Source organism: Roseovarius sp. EC-HK134 (genome assembly GCF_902498815.1).
GTDB lineage: Bacteria > Pseudomonadota > Alphaproteobacteria > Rhodobacterales > Rhodobacteraceae > Roseovarius > Roseovarius mucosus_A.
Genome location: NZ_LR701542.1, coordinates 68,658 through 84,190, shown reverse-complemented (window position 1 = coordinate 84,190; position 15,533 = coordinate 68,658). Strand labels below are relative to the sequence as shown.

The following is a 15,533-nucleotide window of genomic DNA, read 5'->3' as shown; positions in this document are numbered from 1 at the left end:
TTCCGGACAGGCGTTGCGAGTGGGTGACGCCGCGCGCATCAAGCGACGGGTCAAGAGGTCTCGGAGATTGCCCCAGCCGCCGCGCTGCGCTAGGGACGGAACCAGGACGCAGCACGAGTAAGACCCATGAGCCGGATTTGCCATATCGAGTTGGACGATGCCAACCTTCCGCCGCCCACGCCCGAAATCGAGCAGGAGCGTAAGGTGGCGATGTATGACCTTATTGAGGAAAACAGTTTTGCGCTGCCCATGCGCGAAGACCGGGCTGTGCCCGAGGGGCCCTATCGACTGGGGCTGGCGATCCGCGAGAAGCGGCTGGTGTTTGACATCCGCACTGACACGGACGAACCCGCAGCCGAGTTTCATCTGTCGCTGAGCCCGTTTCGGCAAGTGGTCAAGGATTACTGGGCCATCTGCGAAAGCTATTTCGACGCGGTCAAGAACATGCCCCCCAGCCAGATCGAAACGATCGACATGGCCCGGCGCGGGATTCACAACGAGGGCGCGCGGGTGTTGGCCGAACGCTTGGAGGGCAAGGCCGAGATCGACAACGACACCGCGCGGCGCCTGTTTACGCTGATCTGCGTGCTGCATTTCGGGGGCTGACGAATGCACGAACCGCTGCCGCAGTCGGTGCTGTTCTGTTGCGATCACAACGCTGTCCGCTCGCCCATGGCCGAGGGGATCATGAAAAAGTTCTATGGCTCTGAGACCTATGTGCAATCGGTCGGCGTCAAGAATGACATGGAGATCGACGGGTTCAGTATCGCTGTCTGCCGCGAGATGGGGGTGGAGCTAGAGCGGCACCGCAGCCGCAGCTTTGACCAGATGGAGCAATGGGGCGACGATCTATCGTCGTTTGACCTGATTGTGGCACTTAGCCCGGCCAGCCAGCGGCGGGCGCTGGAACTGACACGTTTTTTTCATCTCGATGTCGTTTATTGGCCGATCATGGACCCGACCGGCCTTGCACAGACGCGCGAGGCGCGGTTGGATAGCTATCGTCAGACCCGAGACCAGATCATCGGGCATTTGCAAGACCGTTGGGGACCCCCCCGGGAGGATTTATGAACGAGACCGTCAAAGCCTATTTCGATGCCTTCAACCGGGGCGATGTGCCCGCGATGCTGGCCTGTCTGAGCGATGATGTGCGCCATCATGTGAACGAGGGGCAGGTGCGGACGGGCAAGGACCTGTTTCGTGACTTTTGCGACCATATGAGCCGGTGTTACCGCGAAGAGTTGACCGATATGGTGATCTTTGACGCCAAGGGCGGCACACGGGCGGCGGCGGAATTCGTGGTCAATGGCACCTATCTGGAAACCGATGCGGGCCTGCCAGAGGCACACGGCCAGACCTATATCCTGCCCGCCGGGTCGTTTTTCACGCTCAAGGATGGGCTGATCACCCGCGTCGTGACCTATTACAACCTTGCAGATTGGGTGAAACAGGTTTCGGCATGATCCGGGTCGCGCGGCTGACGGGGGCGGCGCTGAGTGAGGCGCTGCCGGATGTGGCGCGCCTGCGGATCGAGGTGTTTCGCGCCTACCCCTATCTCTATGACGGCGATGCCGCCTATGAAGAGCGGTATTTGCAGGTTTACCGCGACAGTGCCGATGCCATTCTGGTGGGGGCCTATGAGGGCGACCGGCTGATTGGTGCCGCCACGGGCGCGCCGATGGAAGATCATGCAGGCGATTTCGGCGCGGCCTTTGCCGAGAGCGGCATCGCCTTGGAACGGATCTTTTACTGCGCCGAAAGCGTGCTATTGCCCAGCTATCGCGGGCAGGGCATTGGCCATCGGTTTTTCGATCTGCGAGAGGCGCAGGCGCGAGAGTTGGGGCGCGAATATGCGGCGTTCTGTTCGGTTGTGCGGCCCAAGGATCATCCGGCGCGTCCCGAGGGATATCAGCCGCTTGACGCTTTTTGGCGCAAACGGGGCTATGCCCCGCTGTCAGGAGCGATTGCCACATTCAACTGGCGGGAGATTGGCGCAGAAAGCGAGAGCGCGCATGATCTGCAAGTCTGGATGCGCGCGCTCTGAGCCCGCCGCATCTGCGGCCATGGGATTTGCGCCACGCTTGGCGGAAAAAGCGAAAGTTTCGCTGGTCATTCCACGGATTGCTTTGCTACTCAGAACGTGCCGGGGGGCGCAGAATGGGGAACGTGACGGATGACACGGATTTTCACCATCGCCCTTGGCGTGAGCCTGAGCGCGATACTGAGCCTGACGGCCCTGACCACAAGTGCCGCGGCGCAATCCGAGGGGCGTCAACGTCTGGGCTATGGCCTGCTGTTCACCAATGACGTTCTGGGCGACACGGATGATCGTTGGCGCACGGGCTCTATCACGTCGAGCCGGGTTTGGGGGCCGACATGGCAGGGCCAAGCGCCTTCGGGCATCGGACAGCTGCTGGAATTCCGGTTTCACGGCGAGGTTATCGCGCCCGAAAACCTGAGCCGCCCCGCCGCGCTGGATCGGCCCTATGTGGGCGCGCTTGGCTTTGGCCTGCATACGCATTTTCAGAGAGCACAGGTGGATTACGCGCTTGGGGCGGATCTGATCGTGACCGGGCCGCAGACGCAGCTTGATGATTTTCAAGACTTTTTGCACGGCTTTCTGGGCGGGCGCGACGTTGGCAACCGGGTTAGGCGGAATCAGATCGACGATGGGATCCGCCCTTCGGGTGTGTTTGAGGCGAGCCGTGAGTTCGAGCTTGGGTTCGCGCGGCTGCGCCCCTTTGCCGAGGCGCGGCTTGGGGTTGAGGATCTGATCCGGGCCGGGGCAGACATCACCTTTGGTGACATTGGGCGCGGCGAATTGCTGGTGCGGGATGCCGTGACCGGCCATCGTTACCGCGTGGTGCGCACCGAACAGGCGGGCACGGCGTTTCTTTTGGGCGCGGATATCGCCTATGTCGATGACAGTGATTACCTGCCCGCGCGCAGCGGTGTTACCCTGACCGAGGATCGCACCCGCGTACGGGCGGGCATCCATTGGGAAAACCACAACGGCGCGTCGCTATTCTATGGCATGACATGGCTGAGCGAGGAATTCGACGAGCAGCGCGAAGGCCAATTTCTGGGCGCTGTGCAGTTCCGGCTTCGGTTTTGACAAAAATGCAATCAAGGGCTTTTCAGACTGATTCGCCTTTGCTACCTTAACGATAATAATAAGCGATAAAAAAAAGAAACGAAGAGGCAGGCAGTCAGGGTTATGGGGACGGGCTTTCGAGGCACGTTCGTTATTTCCTGGTCGCAAACAGAACTGGATGGGATGTCGACTGCACCGGTGCAGTCGCTTTCGGTAGGACAAACATGGTCCTGGCGGGGCGATGCGGTGCGGGTCGACGGGCCAAATCAACTGTTGCGCCTGGAAGGGGCGAATGGGGAAACCGTGAACCGCAAACGTGCGGCACGGATGGTGCGGCGTCTGGTGGGCGCGGCGATGAACAACACGCGCGAATTGATCCCGGCGGAGATGGAAGAACCGCTGATGGATCTGGGCTTTGTCGTTACCGACGGCACGCGCAGTTACACGGTCACGATCATCGAAGTGGGCAGCGAGGCGGCACCGCTTTTGATGTTTCATGACGAGATTCCGCCGCGAGGGCGCGAGATGTGGATCGTGCATCACTCGCTTGAGGGGATGCGCGGGGCGTCAACCGGACCGGCAAGCGGGGGGGTGATCTGTTTCACCCCCGGCACGCGGATCGAGACGCCCGAGGGCCCGCGTCTTGTCGAGGAGTTGCGCGAGGGCGACCACGTGCAGACCCGCGACAATGGGGCCGAGGAAATCCAATGGATCGGCAGTCGCCGGATGAGCGGCGCGCGGCTTTTTGCCATGCCCAAGCTACGGCCGATCCGGTTGCGGGCCGGCGCGCTTGGGATTGGGCGGCCGGATGCCGAATTGCTGGTCAGCCCCGAGCACCGGATGCTGGTGCGGGGCGATGTGGCGCGCGCGCTTTTCAACACGCCCGAGGTGCTGGTGATGGCACGGGACCTGATCAACAATGACACGGTGGCGGTCGATCTGGCATCGCGCGAGGTGACCTATATCCATCTGCTTTTACCCCGCCATCAGATCATCTGGGCCAATGGCGTGGAAACCGAGAGCTTTCATCCCGCGAGCACGGCGCTGTCGACCTTGGATGAAGGTGACCGCGCGCGGCTATTGGCGATCAATCCCAATCTCGAATATGAGCCCAACCATTATGGGGGCTATGCCCGGCGCTGTCTGAGCGGATCGGAGGCGGCGATCCTTGCGCATGAGGCGGCCTGAGGGGCGGGGGCGCTGCCCCCGGACCCCCGAGGTATTTTTGGCCAGATGAACGCGCGGGCGCAGCTTTGGCTGCGTTCCGACCTTTACCCCGGGCATGGGTGGTTTATGACGGGCAATAGCTCAAGCCTGAACCGGAGATCCCGACGTGACCCCCAAAACTGTCCCTGATGTCATCTTTCATACCCGCGTGCGCAATCCGGCGCTGGAGGGCGACAACCCGTTTGAATGGAAGGATGTGAGCACTGCCGATATTTTTGCAGGCAAGCGTGTGGTTGTCTTTGGCCTGCCCGGCGCGTTCACGCCCGCCTGTTCCGAAAGCCACCTGCCCGGCTATGAGCGGCTCTATGACGATTTTCTGGCCGCGGGGATTGACCGGGTGATCTGCACTGCGGTCAACGATGCCTTTGTCATGTTTCAATGGGGCAAGGCGCAGGGGATCGAAAAGACCATGATGCTGCCGGATGGCAATGGCGATTTCGCCGCAGGCCTTGGCATGTTGGTCGATCGCTCGCGGCAGGGGATGGGCAAGCGCAGCTGGCGCTATTCCATGCTGGTGGAGGATGGCAGCATCACCGCGCTTTTTGCCGAGCCGGGGTTGCAGGACAATCCGGCGGGCGTGCCGGTCAAGCTGTCGGATGCCGAGACGCTGTTGGCGCATATCCGGCAGGCGGGGTGAGGCGGGCTTTGGACGCGCAAGACCCCTGTTGACACCCGCTGGGGCGCCTGTATAAGCGCGGCTTCATTGGTGTTGGTGGACCCTGCAAGGGGAGACCTGTCGGCTGACCGGAACGTGCCGGGACGCAGAGGACAACGCCCTTCGATTCAAGTGAAGGAGATCAGCCGTGACCAAACGCACGTCTGCCAAGTACAAAATTGACCGCCGGATGGGTGAAAACATCTGGGGCCGCCCGAAATCCCCCGTCAACAAGCGTGAATATGGCCCCGGCCAGCACGGTCAGCGCCGCAAGGCAAAGATTTCTGACTTTGGCCTGCAGCTGCGCGCCAAGCAGAAACTGAAGGGCTATTACGGCGACCTGACCGAAAAGCAGTTCCGTCGCATCTATGCCGAGGCCGAGCGTCTTAAGGGCGACACCGGCGAGAACCTGATCGGCCTTCTGGAGCGTCGTCTGGATGCCGTGGTTTACCGCGCCAAATTCGTTGTGACCATGTTTGCTGCGCGCCAGTTCGTGAACCATGGCCATGTCACCGTGAATGGCCAGCGGGTCAACATCCCTTCCTACCGTGTGAAAGAGGGCGATGTGATCGAAGTTCGCGACCGTTCCAAGCAGATGACTGTTCTGCTTGAGGCCGTGCAACTGGCCGAGCGCGATGTGCCCGATTACATCGAGGCGGATCATTCCAAGATGAAGGCCACCTTTGTCCGTCAGCCCGGCCTGTCGGATGTGCCTTATCCGGTGATGATGGAACCGAACCTCGTGATCGAATTCTACGCGCAGAACTAAGCGTTCTGAAATTCAGCGAAGAGGCCGCGACGGGGAACCGCCGCGGCCTTTTTCTTTTGGTGCTGGTCAAGCCGGGGCACCAAAGCTAGAACCTCTGACGACAGACGGGGAATGACATGACCAAGATCACGCCGCAGCCGGGCATCATGGAAATCGCGCTTTACAAGAGCGGGGAGGCCGTGATCGCGGGCAAATCCGAGACGCTGAAACTCTCGGCGAATGAGAGCCCCTATGGGGCCTCGGACAAGGCCAAGGCGGCCTTTGCCCGCTCTGCCGCGACGTTGCACCGCTATCCCGGCACCGACCATGCCGACTTGCGCGCCGCGATTGCCGAGGTGCATGGGCTGGACCCCGCGCGCGTGATCTGTGGCGTGGGATCGGATGAGGTGTTGCAATTCGTGGCCCAAGCCTATGCCGGGACGGGCGACGAGGTGATCCATACCGAGCACGGCTTTGCCATGTATCCCATTCTGGCGCATGCGGTTGGTGCCACGCCGGTCTGTGTGGCCGAGCGGGACCGTGTGGTGGATGTGGACGCGATCCTGAGCGCCTGCACGGCGCGGACGCGGATTGTCTTTATCGCCAATCCCGGCAATCCCACGGGCACGATCCTGCCCGAGGCGGAGTTGGCGCGGTTGGCAGAGGGCCTGCCCGAGAGCGCCATTCTGGTGCTGGACGGGGCCTATACCGAGTTTGCCGATGGGTATGACGGTGGTGTGGCCCTTGTTGAGGCGCGCGAGAATGTCATCATGACGCGCACCTTTTCCAAGGCCTATGGTCTGGGCGGGCTGCGGATCGGTTGGGGCTATGCGCAGGGGGCGATGATCGAAGTGCTGAACCGTATCCGGCAGCCCTTTAACCTGTCGCCCACGCAATTGGCAACCGCAGAGGCGGCGATGCGCGATCAGGAGTGGTTGACCAAAGTGGTCAGCGACACCGCGCGCAATCGCGCATGGTTGACCGAGGCGCTGCGAGAAACCGGCGTCGAGGTGGACGAGAGCCATGCCAATTTCGTATTGGCGCGGTTTGGGTCCGAAGACGAGGCGGCGGCCTGTGATGCGGCCTTGCGCGCCGATGGGATCATCGTGCGCCGGGTGGGCGGCTATGGCTTTCCCAATGGGTTGCGGATCACGGTGGGCGAGGAATCCGCCTGTCGCCGGGTGGCGCATGTCATTGGCCTGTTCAAGGGGGTTCGCTGATGGCGCATATCTATGACCGGGTGGCGCTGATCGGTCTGGGGCTGATTGCATCGTCGATGGCGCATGCGATGCGCCGCGCGGGCGTTGTGGGCGAGATCACCGGCTATGCGCGCTCTGACCAGACGCGGGAGGTGGCGCGCGAGATCGGGCTGTGTGATCGCGTCTGCGAGAGCGCGGCAGAGGCGGCGACGGGTGCCGATCTGGTGGTGCTTTGCGTGCCGGTGGGCGCGATGGGGGCGGTGGCCGCTGACATCGCGGGGGCGCTCAAGCCCGGTGCCACGGTCAGCGATGTGGGATCGGTGAAGAAGGCGGTGATCGAGGCGGTAGCGCCCCATATCCCGGCTGGCGTGCATTTCGTGCCTGCGCATCCCTTGGCAGGGACCGAGCATTCGGGGCCGCGCGCGGGCTTTGCCGAGCTGTTCGACAATCGCTGGTGCCTGATTGTGCCGCAGGCGGGCAGTGACCGGGCGGCGGTGGAGCGGCTGGAGGCGTTCTGGCAGGCGCTTGGATCGAACACCGATGAGATGGACGCCGAGCATCACGATCTGGTTCTGGCTGTGACAAGCCATGCGCCGCATCTGATTGCCTATACGATGGTCGGCGTGGCCGACGATTTGCGCCGCGTGACGGACAGTGAAGTTATCAAGTATTCCGCTGCCGGTTTTCGGGATTTCACCCGGATCGCCGCGTCTGATCCGACCATGTGGCGCGATGTATTTCTCAACAACAAGGAGGCGACATTGGAAATTCTGGGCCGCTTTACCGAGGAGTTGTTTGCGCTGCAACGCGCCATTCGCATTGGCGACGGGGCGCATCTGCATGCCTATTTCACCCGCACCCGCGCCATTCGGCGGGGCATCATCGAAGCCGGGCAGGACACCGCCGCGCCGGATTTTGGCCGGGTCAAGAAGGCATGAGGCGGGCGGTTCTGGGCATGGCGATGGGGCTCAGCCTGATCGCCTCGGGTTGCGGGCGCAGCGACAATGACGAGGTCAGCCGGGGCGGCGGGCTTTGTGGTGATCCGGGGCTGATCGGGTCTGTCTCGGGGTTCAAACCTCATGAGGTGAATGGCTGTGGCATCGAGCGCGCGGTGCGGCTTGAATCTGTGCATGGCGTGCGGCTGAGCCAAGCGGCGACGCTGGATTGCCCGACGGCGCGGGCGTTGGGAAAATGGGTGGACCGGAGCGCCAAGCCGGCGGTCGGGCGCATGGGCGGCGGTTTGACGGGGCTACAGGTGCCCGCGCATTACGTCTGCCGCACGCGCAACAGCCAGCCCGGCGCACGCATTTCTGAACATGGGCGCGGAAAGGCTATCGACGTATCGGCGTTGCTGCTGAAGGATGGCACGGAAATTTCGGTGTTGCGGGATTGGAATAGCGGACATAAGGGCCGCATTCTCAAGCGCGTGCATGGCGAGGCCTGCGGAACATTCGGCACGGTGCTGGGGCCGAATTCGGACCGGCACCATCTGGACCATCTGCATTTCGACACGGCCAAACATGGCAACGGGCCCTATTGCCGGTAACGGTCAGGTAAGGATTACGCGTGCGGTGCGGCGGCGCAACAAGAGCGCATCCTTGATCCGGCCTTTGAGACCCCGCGGCGGCAATATCTCGCGATCCTGTTCGAACACTGCGCCATTGAGCGTGGGGTCATACCAGAGCGCAAGCGCGGCCCCCCAGCGCGCCGCCTGCGCCGGGTCAAGACCATGGGGCACGCCCATGCGGGTGGCGAGCATGCCGGGCATCCAGTCGGTCAGGACAATCCCCGGAAAGCGGTCGGCAAGATCCGCCACCAGCGCGCGCGTCAGGATGCGCCCTGCCCCTTTGGACACCGCATAGGCCGAGGAGGCGGGCAAAGGCCACAGATCGGCAAAGGTCGAGACGTTGAGGATGCGGCCAAAGCCGGTCTCGACCATGCTGTCCAAGGCAAGCCGGGTAGAGGCCATGGTGCCACCCAGATTGATCGCCATGGTTTGCGCGAAACTCTCGGGTGTTTCATCCAGAAAATCACGGCGCGGATAGATGGCGGCGTTGTTGATCAGCAATGTCACCGGCGCGATTTGGATGATCTGGGCAAAGGCCGCGCGCAGCGCCTGCGGGTCTGCGACATCGGCGATGAGGGGCGTGATCCGACCGCTTGGGTCCATCGCGGCGGTCTCGGCAATCCCCTCGGGCGCGCGGCCAAGGGCCACGACGCGCTGACCGCGTGCCGCGAGTTCGAGCGCCAGAGCGCGCCCTAGCCCGCCGCCTGCGCCGGTGACAACCGCCATGCCATCCGAGAGCCTCATATCTCTGCCTTTCTACGCTGCGCGATCCCCTCGGCCACGCGCAACGCGTTGGCGGCGATGGTCAGGCTTGGGTTGACCCCCATAGACGAGGGCATGAAGGACGCATCCACGACATAGAGATTGTCCACCCCATGCGCACGGCACTCGGGGTCAAGAACGCTGGTCGCGGGATCGGTGCCGTAGCGCAGCGTGCCGCAGGGATGACCAAAGTTCAACTCTGGCGTATGGGTGAGAAAGAGCCGCCGATGCCCGCGCAGCCCCGCGCGCAGGGCGCGACGAAAGGCGCGGCGGCGGCTGAGCAATTCGGGGTGAAGCGTATAGCTGATGTCGATGGCATCGGGGGCTGTGTGGTCATAGGTGACGCGGTTCTCGGGGTATCCCAGATCCTCCATCAGCCCGACAAAGACCTGCGCCCGCCCAAGGATGCGCGCCGCGAGCGCCGCAGGCAGGCGGGTGAGGTGGCGCAAGGGACGGATGTGGCGTAGCGCGGAGCGGTCGAACATGCCGTTCAAAGTATGCACAATCTCGCCATAGCCCGCCGCGATGCCCATGGCCTGCACCGTGCCAAAGCGCTGCCCGTCGCGGTGGTAGAAGTCGCGGAGCGAGATCGTTTTGGTCGGGCCGGATTGAGGCGTACCGCGCGGCGGCCAGAGGGCAAAAATCTCGTTGAGGTGGAACATGAGGTTGCGGCCCACGAGGCCCGAGCCATTGGCGCAGCCGTCGGGCCAGACCTCGGAGGCGGAGGCCAGAAGCAAGCGGGGCGAGCCAAGCGCGCCTGCGGCCAACACGATCCGGGGGGCGGTGAGCGTGAAGGTTTCGCCGTCGCGTGTAACCTCGATATGAGTGACGGTGTGGGCCGTGCCGCAGAGGCGGCGCACGGTGCAACGATCGAGAAGAGCCGCGTTGCCAGTGGCAAGGGCCGGTTCCACCCCGGCAGAGCGGCCATCCATCTTGCAGGGTTTGGGGCATTTGACGCCCAGACACTCATGGCAATCGGCCAGGTGGCGGATCGCGGAATGGAGGCGGTAGGGATGCAGCCCCGCCGATTGCAGGCTGCGCATGAGCGCGGCATCCGTGGCAGAGAAGAGCGGCGGGCGGTGCAGGGGCATGACCGGCTCCGGCGAGAGCGGATCGGGATCGCCGCAGATATGCAGTAGGGTTTCAGCCTCGGCATACCAATCGCGCATCGCGTCAAAACCGCCGGGCCAGCCGCCGGTGGGGTGCGGGCGGGTCTCTGTCGCCTCTAGATCATGGCGCTCGGGGCGTTCCAGCGTGGCGGCGTAGAACACCGAGGACCCGCCCACCCCGGCCCCGATGGGACCGAAGAATTCCGATGCGCGGCCATTGATCTGTGCGCGGATAGGCCCCGGCCAATAGCCCCGCAATTGGCGGGCGGTGGGATCGAAGATTTCGGGATTGAGCCCCTGACGCTCGGATCGGTGGCCTTGGGGCCCCTTTTCGACGAAAAGCACCTTGAGGCCGCGTTCGGCCAGCCTGCGCCCGATCAGGCCGCCACCCATGCCGGTGCCGATAACGATCACGTCCCATTTGCCCTCTTGGATCGCGGCGGTCATTGCGGGGCCTCGAAAACGGGGGCGAACAGATCGCTGAGCGCGATGGCGGCGCGGTTGGTGAGGTGGTTGTTGTCGAAATAGAACGCTTGGCCCGCCTGCATCACGCCGCAGGTGCGGGCATCGCAGAGGCGCTGCCACGGGTCAATGAGGGTGATCGCGCCAGACTGCGCCAAGGCCATCAGCGGCGTCTCGGCATGGGCGGCGCGCGCAAGGGCCGTGGCGCGGGGCACGGTGAGGCGGGTTGTGTCGTCCACGCCCATGCGGCCATGCACGAGCGCGCGGGCCACGGCGCGGGAATCGTACTCTGGCACCTCGGGCGGTTGGCGCAGGATGTGGATACGGGGGAATTGCGGGGCGAGTTCAGCAAGGGTCCGGGTGAGGGCGGCATTGAAAAGCGTGTGTTGCGGGCCTTGGGGCAAGAGGCTGCCCGGTTCGGGCGTGAGGGTGATGCGGTTGTGGGCGTCCAGCCCGACGCCCTGCCCTTCGGCGTAATAGGACCAGCGGCCTATCAGAAGCAGGGTGTGCAAGCTCTCAATTTGGGCCAAACCACTGCGGATGGTCTGATTGGCGCGGGTGCAGGCGGCATCCTGCGCCGGGGTGGCGGCGGTTTCCGTCTTGGCCACGTCAAAGAGCGGCGGGCAGCCCGCGTGCCACAGGATCAGCGCGGGGCGATTGGCGGCGAAGGCGGCGGCCTCTAGCCCCTCTTTCATGGCGCGCAGGTGGCTATCGCCCCAGATCAGCACTTGCGGTGGCCCATCGGGGCCGATGGGGCAGGTTTCAACGCCCGCGAGCGGGCCGGTGGCGGGGATGGTGCAGCGTGACCAGTCCTGATTGAAATCACCAGAGGCGGCGATATGCGTGCGCAATTCGGGGGCAAAGCGCGTGGGCAATCCATCACCGCGCCAAAGGAGCAGGCCCACCGCCAAGAGAGCCAGCGACGCGAGCGCCGTGCCCGAGACAAGCGCGCGGGTGCCACCCTGTGTCTGGCGCACGGGGCGTTCAACATAGCGCCACGAGAGGAAGGAAAGGGCAAAGGCGAGCGCAAGCCAAAGGGCCGCTTCGATCGGGCCGGAGTAGCCATCGCGCCAATAGGACGAGAGAACGAAAACCGGCCAATGCCAGAGATAGAGCGAATAGGAGATGAGGCCGATGAAAACCGGCGCAGGGTGCATCAGCGCGCGGTTGACGGGGTTGGTATCGCGGCCATTCCCGAGGATGAGCAGCGTGCCTGCGACGGGCAAGAGCGCTTGCCAGCCGGGGAATCCCTCGGCCCGGATCAGGGTAATGCTGGCGAGGATCAGCGCCAGACCAGCCCAGGAAAGCGCGGGGTGAAGGGCGAAACGCCAGCCTCGTTCTTGGCCCGCGATGGCCAGCAAGACGCCCGCCAGCAATTCCCACGCGCGGAAGGGAAAGAGGTAAAACGCCGCCGTGGGCGAGCGCGGCGTGAGCCAGAGGCAAGCGGCGAGCGAGAGCACGGCGAGGACCGCAAGGATCGTCGGCAGGGCGGGCCGCCAGCGGGCGAGGGCCAAAAGAAGGAACGGCAGAACGATGTAGAACTGTTCCTCAACCGCCAGCGACCATGTGTGCAACAGCGGCTTTTCCTCGGACGCGCCGTCGAAATAGCCCGCTTCGCGGTAGAAATGGATGTTGGAGAGATAGACGGTGGCGGCGATGAGGGACTTGCCGAATTCACGGTATTCGAACGGCAAAAGAATGAGCCAGCCCATCACCAATGTGGCCGCCGCCATGGCGAAATAGGCAGGGGCCAAGCGGCGCAGGCGGCGCAGGTAAAAGCGGGCAAGGCGGATGCGGCCCGTTTCCCTCAGGTCCGACCAGAGGATGCCACCGATCAGAAAGCCAGAGATGACAAAGAAGATATCGACCCCGACAAAGCCGCCGGGGATGCCCGGCATCCCGAAGTGATAGAGCACGACCGACAGCACCGCGATGGCGCGCAGCCCGTCGATTTCGGGGCGATAGGCGGCGGCGCTCATGCGGCAAAGACCTCTGGCAACGGGGCCTTGGCCAGCAGGGCATCATAGACGGCGCGAACTTGGCCGGCCTTGGCGGCCCACGTGGCCTGTTCCAGCACCCAAGCGCGGCCCGCCTGCCCCATGGCGGCGAGGGCGGCGCGGTCTTGGGAGAGGTTTTGCAGGGCCGCGGCAAAGCCTGCGATGATCTCGGCCCGGCTGCCCAAGGGCACCTTGACCCCGCGCGATGCGGTGACCAATTCGCCGGGGCCTGCGTAATCGACGATCAGGGGCGGCACGGCCAGGGCCATCGCCTCGAGCACCACGCCGCCGCCGAATTCGCGGATCGAGGGAAAGGCGAAGAGATGACAGGTGGCCAGCACGTCCTGCACATGGGCATGTTCGAGCCAGCCGTGAAAGGTGATGTGCGCGGCCACGCCCAAGGCGTCGGCCTGCGCGCACAAGGCGGGCATCATGGGCCCGTCACCCACCAGATCAAGATGCAGGCGCCCCGCGCGCAGCAGAGGGGCTGCAGCCTCGATCAACATATCGGGGCCTTTGTAGGGCACCAGCCGCCCAACGAAAGCCGCGCGCAGGGGACCATCGGGTGTCGGTGTGGCGATGCGGGAAAAGCGGGCCGGGTCGATGGCGTTTTCGGGCAGATAGACGGTTTTGGCGCGGGCAAAACCGGGCAATTCGCCCATCGTGTGGCGTGAGCCTGCGAGGATCGCAGCGGCGTGGCGCAGGGTCGCGGTGCGGCCCGGCAGCGCCTTGTAGGCGCTGCGCAGATAGCTGAGGTATTCACGCTCGCGCCGCCGCTCGGCGTCAAAGCCTGCAGGCCATGGCACGCCGCCATTGAGCGGCCCAAGGACGAAGGGCACACCCGCGCGGGCGCATTTGCCAGAAAGGGACGAGGAAATCGTCGGGCTGAGGGGGGTGATGCGGTGGACGATGTCATAGCGCCCGGCGCGGATCGCCTCGCCGAACTGTCGCCAGACCAGATGCTCGAACCATGGATAGCTGAGGGCGTTGATCAGTTGCAGCGTGGTCCAGCCCTTGCCCTGCCCCATGCGCAACCGCTCGCCCAAGGCCCAGAGCGGGCGCGCGAGCGCTTCGGAGTCGATGGCGGTGAAATCCACGCCTTCGGTCAGCCCCGCGCGCAAAAACGCATCGCGGTTGCGGATTTGGGTGACGATATGCACCTCGGCCACCTCGCGCAGGGCGGTGGCCAGTGACCAGCCGACCAGCGGCACGCTGACCCATTCGGGATTGGCGGCCTCGGCGATGGCCAGCACGCGGGGGCGGGTCATGGGGCCTGTCTCACATGATCGGGCGCCAGCCCAGAGGGCGGCGGCGGGATGTCTCGGGGCGCTGATGGCGCGCGGCCTCGGCCAGCCCAAGCACGGCCCCGGCAAAGAGCCATGTAAGCGGCGTGAGCGTGGCATTGGGCAGCATGTCAATCAGGTTGATCGCCAGCAAAAGCGCGACGGGGCCAATCAGGCGCATATGCGCGGCATCGCCCAGACGGCGGGCATAGACCCAAAGCATCAGGACCGGCAGGGCTACAAGGCCGAATTCGGCCAGATATCCGACCCATCCGAAGATGCCGATCAGGATGATCCAGCGCCCGTCAGTTACGGTTTCGATCACGCCGGTGATGGGATTGAGGATATGGTTGCGCCCCCAGCTGCCCCAGCCCAAAAGCGGCTTTTCCAGAGCGCGCTCCATCAGGATATCCTCGTTATCCAAGCGGAAGCGCAGCGAATTGGCGCGGTCGGGATCGACCTTGGCGGCCTGTTCAAGAATCCAGTCGACCGGGATCAGGCCTGCGCCCTTGAGCACCGGATAGGCAATCGCCACCACCGCCATGACCCCTGCGATGCGGATTTGCATCCGCGTGGGCAGGAAGAGTGCCAGCGGTGCCAGGTAGACGCCATACATGAGCGAGCCCAGCGATTTGCAAAGCACCAGCACAGCCCCAAGGTAGAGCGCCGCCAAAAGATAGAAGATGCGCCGCCGCACATCGGCCTCGCGCGCCAGAGCGATGGCGCAGGTTATGGCCATGACAGTGAAAAAGGCAACCCAGAGACCGTGATACATGAAAACGATGGGGCGGAACCCGCCCGAGCGCATCATCTGTTCGAAACTGTGTTGGAAATAGCCGTAGATCCAGATGTTAAGCTGCGGTGAAAGGCGCACCTCAAGAAGCATCGGCAGGGAATAGATCAGCCCGCCCAGCATCAGCGCCATGACCAATTCGCGCAAGCCTTTGGGCGTGGCCAGATGCTGCCGGGCCAAAAGAAACGGCAAGAGCAGGATGGATTGCAAAAGGACAAGGGCCACCATGTCCTTGAGGCCCAGTGCGGGCAGGCCGATGCGCCCGTAGAACACCGGTTCGCCATTAGTAAGGACCGTGGCAATGGGGCTGAAGATGAAGAGCGCGATGAGGACGCGGGCAGGCAAGCTCTGCGGCAAGAGCGGCGCGCGGGACTTGGCGTGGATGAGGCAAATGACGAAAGTGGCAACGCTGGGCAGCGATTCCTTGGTCAGGGGCGGCATGAGCGGGAAATCAAAGGCGGCAGGCGGCGGCGGCAGGAACATATAGGCCCCCAAGAGGGACCAGATCAGCGCGCGCTCAATGGGCCAGCGCCGGAACATCACCAGCGTGATCAGCGGCCAAGCGGCCAGCATCAGATAGGCCAAGGCATTGGGCATGACGCGCCGGGCACCTCTTTGACTGTTTCGCCAGTCTTGC

16 protein-coding genes are annotated in these 15,533 nt (G+C 63.9%); 11 read left to right on the top strand and 5 right to left on the bottom strand.

What is annotated here, in order from left to right:
• Window positions 1-126: 126 nt before the first annotated feature.
• The 11 genes from GC127_RS01705 (at window position 127) to GC127_RS01655 (ending at window position 8,469) form a co-directional block, all read left to right on the top strand.
• Window positions 127-606, top strand: coding sequence for a UPF0262 family protein (locus GC127_RS01705; RefSeq protein WP_008280750.1), 480 nt, complete (start codon window positions 127-129; stop codon window positions 604-606).
• 3 nt (window positions 607-609) lie between these two features.
• Window positions 610-1,071: a low molecular weight phosphatase family protein gene (locus tag GC127_RS01700; protein ID WP_008280751.1), complete on the top strand. Its 462-nt coding sequence runs from the start codon at window positions 610-612 to the stop codon at window positions 1,069-1,071.
• Complete coding sequence (locus GC127_RS01695; protein ID WP_008280752.1) at window positions 1,068-1,463, top strand: ketosteroid isomerase-related protein; 396 nt, start codon at window positions 1,068-1,070, stop codon at window positions 1,461-1,463. The genes GC127_RS01700 and GC127_RS01695 overlap by 4 nt, the downstream gene beginning before the upstream one ends.
• On the top strand, window positions 1,460-2,044 hold the full coding sequence (locus tag GC127_RS01690; protein WP_151976192.1) for a GNAT family N-acetyltransferase: 585 nt from the start codon (window positions 1,460-1,462) through the stop codon (window positions 2,042-2,044). Before GC127_RS01695 ends, GC127_RS01690 begins: the two co-directional genes overlap by 4 nt.
• Window positions 2,045-2,173: 129 nt before the next feature.
• Window positions 2,174-3,115, top strand: coding sequence for a lipid A-modifier LpxR family protein (locus GC127_RS01685; RefSeq protein WP_151976193.1), 942 nt, complete (start codon window positions 2,174-2,176; stop codon window positions 3,113-3,115).
• 102 nt (window positions 3,116-3,217) lie between these two features.
• Window positions 3,218-4,282, top strand: coding sequence for a Hint domain-containing protein (locus tag GC127_RS01680; protein ID WP_037297493.1), 1,065 nt, complete (start codon window positions 3,218-3,220; stop codon window positions 4,280-4,282).
• 145 nt (window positions 4,283-4,427) lie between these two features.
• Window positions 4,428-4,958: a peroxiredoxin gene (locus GC127_RS01675; protein ID WP_081506774.1), complete on the top strand. Its 531-nt coding sequence runs from the start codon at window positions 4,428-4,430 to the stop codon at window positions 4,956-4,958.
• A gap of 166 nt (window positions 4,959-5,124) precedes the next feature.
• Entirely contained in the window at window positions 5,125-5,745 is a 621-nt protein-coding gene (gene rpsD / locus GC127_RS01670; RefSeq protein ID WP_008280757.1) for a 30S ribosomal protein S4, read from the top strand.
• A gap of 116 nt (window positions 5,746-5,861) precedes the next feature.
• Complete coding sequence (gene hisC / locus GC127_RS01665; RefSeq protein ID WP_151976194.1) at window positions 5,862-6,944, top strand: histidinol-phosphate transaminase; 1,083 nt, start codon at window positions 5,862-5,864, stop codon at window positions 6,942-6,944.
• Entirely contained in the window at window positions 6,944-7,861 is a 918-nt protein-coding gene (locus GC127_RS01660; RefSeq protein WP_008280759.1) for a prephenate/arogenate dehydrogenase family protein, read from the top strand. Before hisC ends, GC127_RS01660 begins: the two co-directional genes overlap by 1 nt.
• Complete coding sequence (locus GC127_RS01655; RefSeq protein ID WP_008280760.1) at window positions 7,858-8,469, top strand: extensin family protein; 612 nt, start codon at window positions 7,858-7,860, stop codon at window positions 8,467-8,469. Before GC127_RS01660 ends, GC127_RS01655 begins: the two co-directional genes overlap by 4 nt.
• A 3-nt stretch (window positions 8,470-8,472) precedes the next feature.
• Here GC127_RS01655 and GC127_RS01650 read toward each other — a convergent pair whose 3' ends face one another.
• The 5 genes from GC127_RS01650 to GC127_RS01630 are packed head-to-tail and all read right to left on the bottom strand — an operon-like array spanning window position 8,473 to window position 15,493.
• The gene (locus tag GC127_RS01650; RefSeq protein ID WP_151976195.1) at window positions 8,473-9,234 is read right to left on the bottom strand and encodes an SDR family oxidoreductase; all 762 of its coding nucleotides are present in this window, start codon (window positions 9,232-9,234) and stop codon (window positions 8,473-8,475) included.
• A complete protein-coding gene (locus tag GC127_RS01645) occupies window positions 9,231-10,808 on the bottom strand; it encodes a GMC oxidoreductase (protein WP_151976196.1) in 1,578 nt (525 codons plus the stop codon). Before GC127_RS01645 ends, GC127_RS01650 begins: the two co-directional genes overlap by 4 nt.
• Window positions 10,805-12,802 carry an acyltransferase family protein gene (locus GC127_RS01640; protein ID WP_151976197.1) on the bottom strand — a complete coding sequence of 666 codons (1,998 nt, stop codon included), beginning with the start codon at window positions 12,800-12,802 and terminating at the stop codon, window positions 10,805-10,807. The genes GC127_RS01645 and GC127_RS01640 overlap by 4 nt, the downstream gene beginning before the upstream one ends.
• Window positions 12,799-14,088, bottom strand: a complete 1,290-nt coding sequence (locus tag GC127_RS01635; RefSeq protein ID WP_151976198.1) for a glycosyltransferase family 4 protein — start codon at window positions 14,086-14,088, stop codon at window positions 12,799-12,801. Before GC127_RS01635 ends, GC127_RS01640 begins: the two co-directional genes overlap by 4 nt.
• Before the next feature lie 10 nt (window positions 14,089-14,098).
• Window positions 14,099-15,493 carry a hypothetical protein gene (locus GC127_RS01630; RefSeq protein WP_151976199.1) on the bottom strand — a complete coding sequence of 465 codons (1,395 nt, stop codon included), beginning with the start codon at window positions 15,491-15,493 and terminating at the stop codon, window positions 14,099-14,101.
• Between the last annotated feature and the right edge of the window lie 40 nt (window positions 15,494-15,533).

Bases quoted from the DNA above. Each gene is read 5' to 3' on its own strand.
- GC127_RS01705 (WP_008280750.1), top strand. From the start codon at position 127: ATGAGCCGGATTTGCCATATCGAGTTGGACGATGCCAACCTTCCGCCG.
- GC127_RS01700 (WP_008280751.1), top strand. From the start codon at position 610: ATGCACGAACCGCTGCCGCAGTCGGTGCTGTTCTGTTGCGATCACAAC.
- GC127_RS01695 (WP_008280752.1), top strand. From the start codon at position 1,068: ATGAACGAGACCGTCAAAGCCTATTTCGATGCCTTCAACCGGGGCGAT.
- GC127_RS01690 (WP_151976192.1), top strand. From the start codon at position 1,460: ATGATCCGGGTCGCGCGGCTGACGGGGGCGGCGCTGAGTGAGGCGCTG.
- GC127_RS01685 (WP_151976193.1), top strand. From the start codon at position 2,174: ATGACACGGATTTTCACCATCGCCCTTGGCGTGAGCCTGAGCGCGATA.
- GC127_RS01680 (WP_037297493.1), top strand. From the start codon at position 3,218: ATGGGGACGGGCTTTCGAGGCACGTTCGTTATTTCCTGGTCGCAAACA.
- hisC (WP_151976194.1), top strand. From the start codon at position 5,862: ATGACCAAGATCACGCCGCAGCCGGGCATCATGGAAATCGCGCTTTAC.
- GC127_RS01660 (WP_008280759.1), top strand. From the start codon at position 6,944: ATGGCGCATATCTATGACCGGGTGGCGCTGATCGGTCTGGGGCTGATT.
- GC127_RS01655 (WP_008280760.1), top strand. From the start codon at position 7,858: ATGAGGCGGGCGGTTCTGGGCATGGCGATGGGGCTCAGCCTGATCGCC.
- GC127_RS01650 (WP_151976195.1), bottom strand. From the start codon at position 9,234: ATGAGGCTCTCGGATGGCATGGCGGTTGTCACCGGCGCAGGCGGCGGG.
- GC127_RS01645 (WP_151976196.1), bottom strand. From the start codon at position 10,808: ATGACCGCCGCGATCCAAGAGGGCAAATGGGACGTGATCGTTATCGGC.
- GC127_RS01640 (WP_151976197.1), bottom strand. From the start codon at position 12,802: ATGAGCGCCGCCGCCTATCGCCCCGAAATCGACGGGCTGCGCGCCATC.
- GC127_RS01635 (WP_151976198.1), bottom strand. From the start codon at position 14,088: ATGACCCGCCCCCGCGTGCTGGCCATCGCCGAGGCCGCCAATCCCGAA.
- GC127_RS01630 (WP_151976199.1), bottom strand. From the start codon at position 15,493: ATGCCCAATGCCTTGGCCTATCTGATGCTGGCCGCTTGGCCGCTGATC.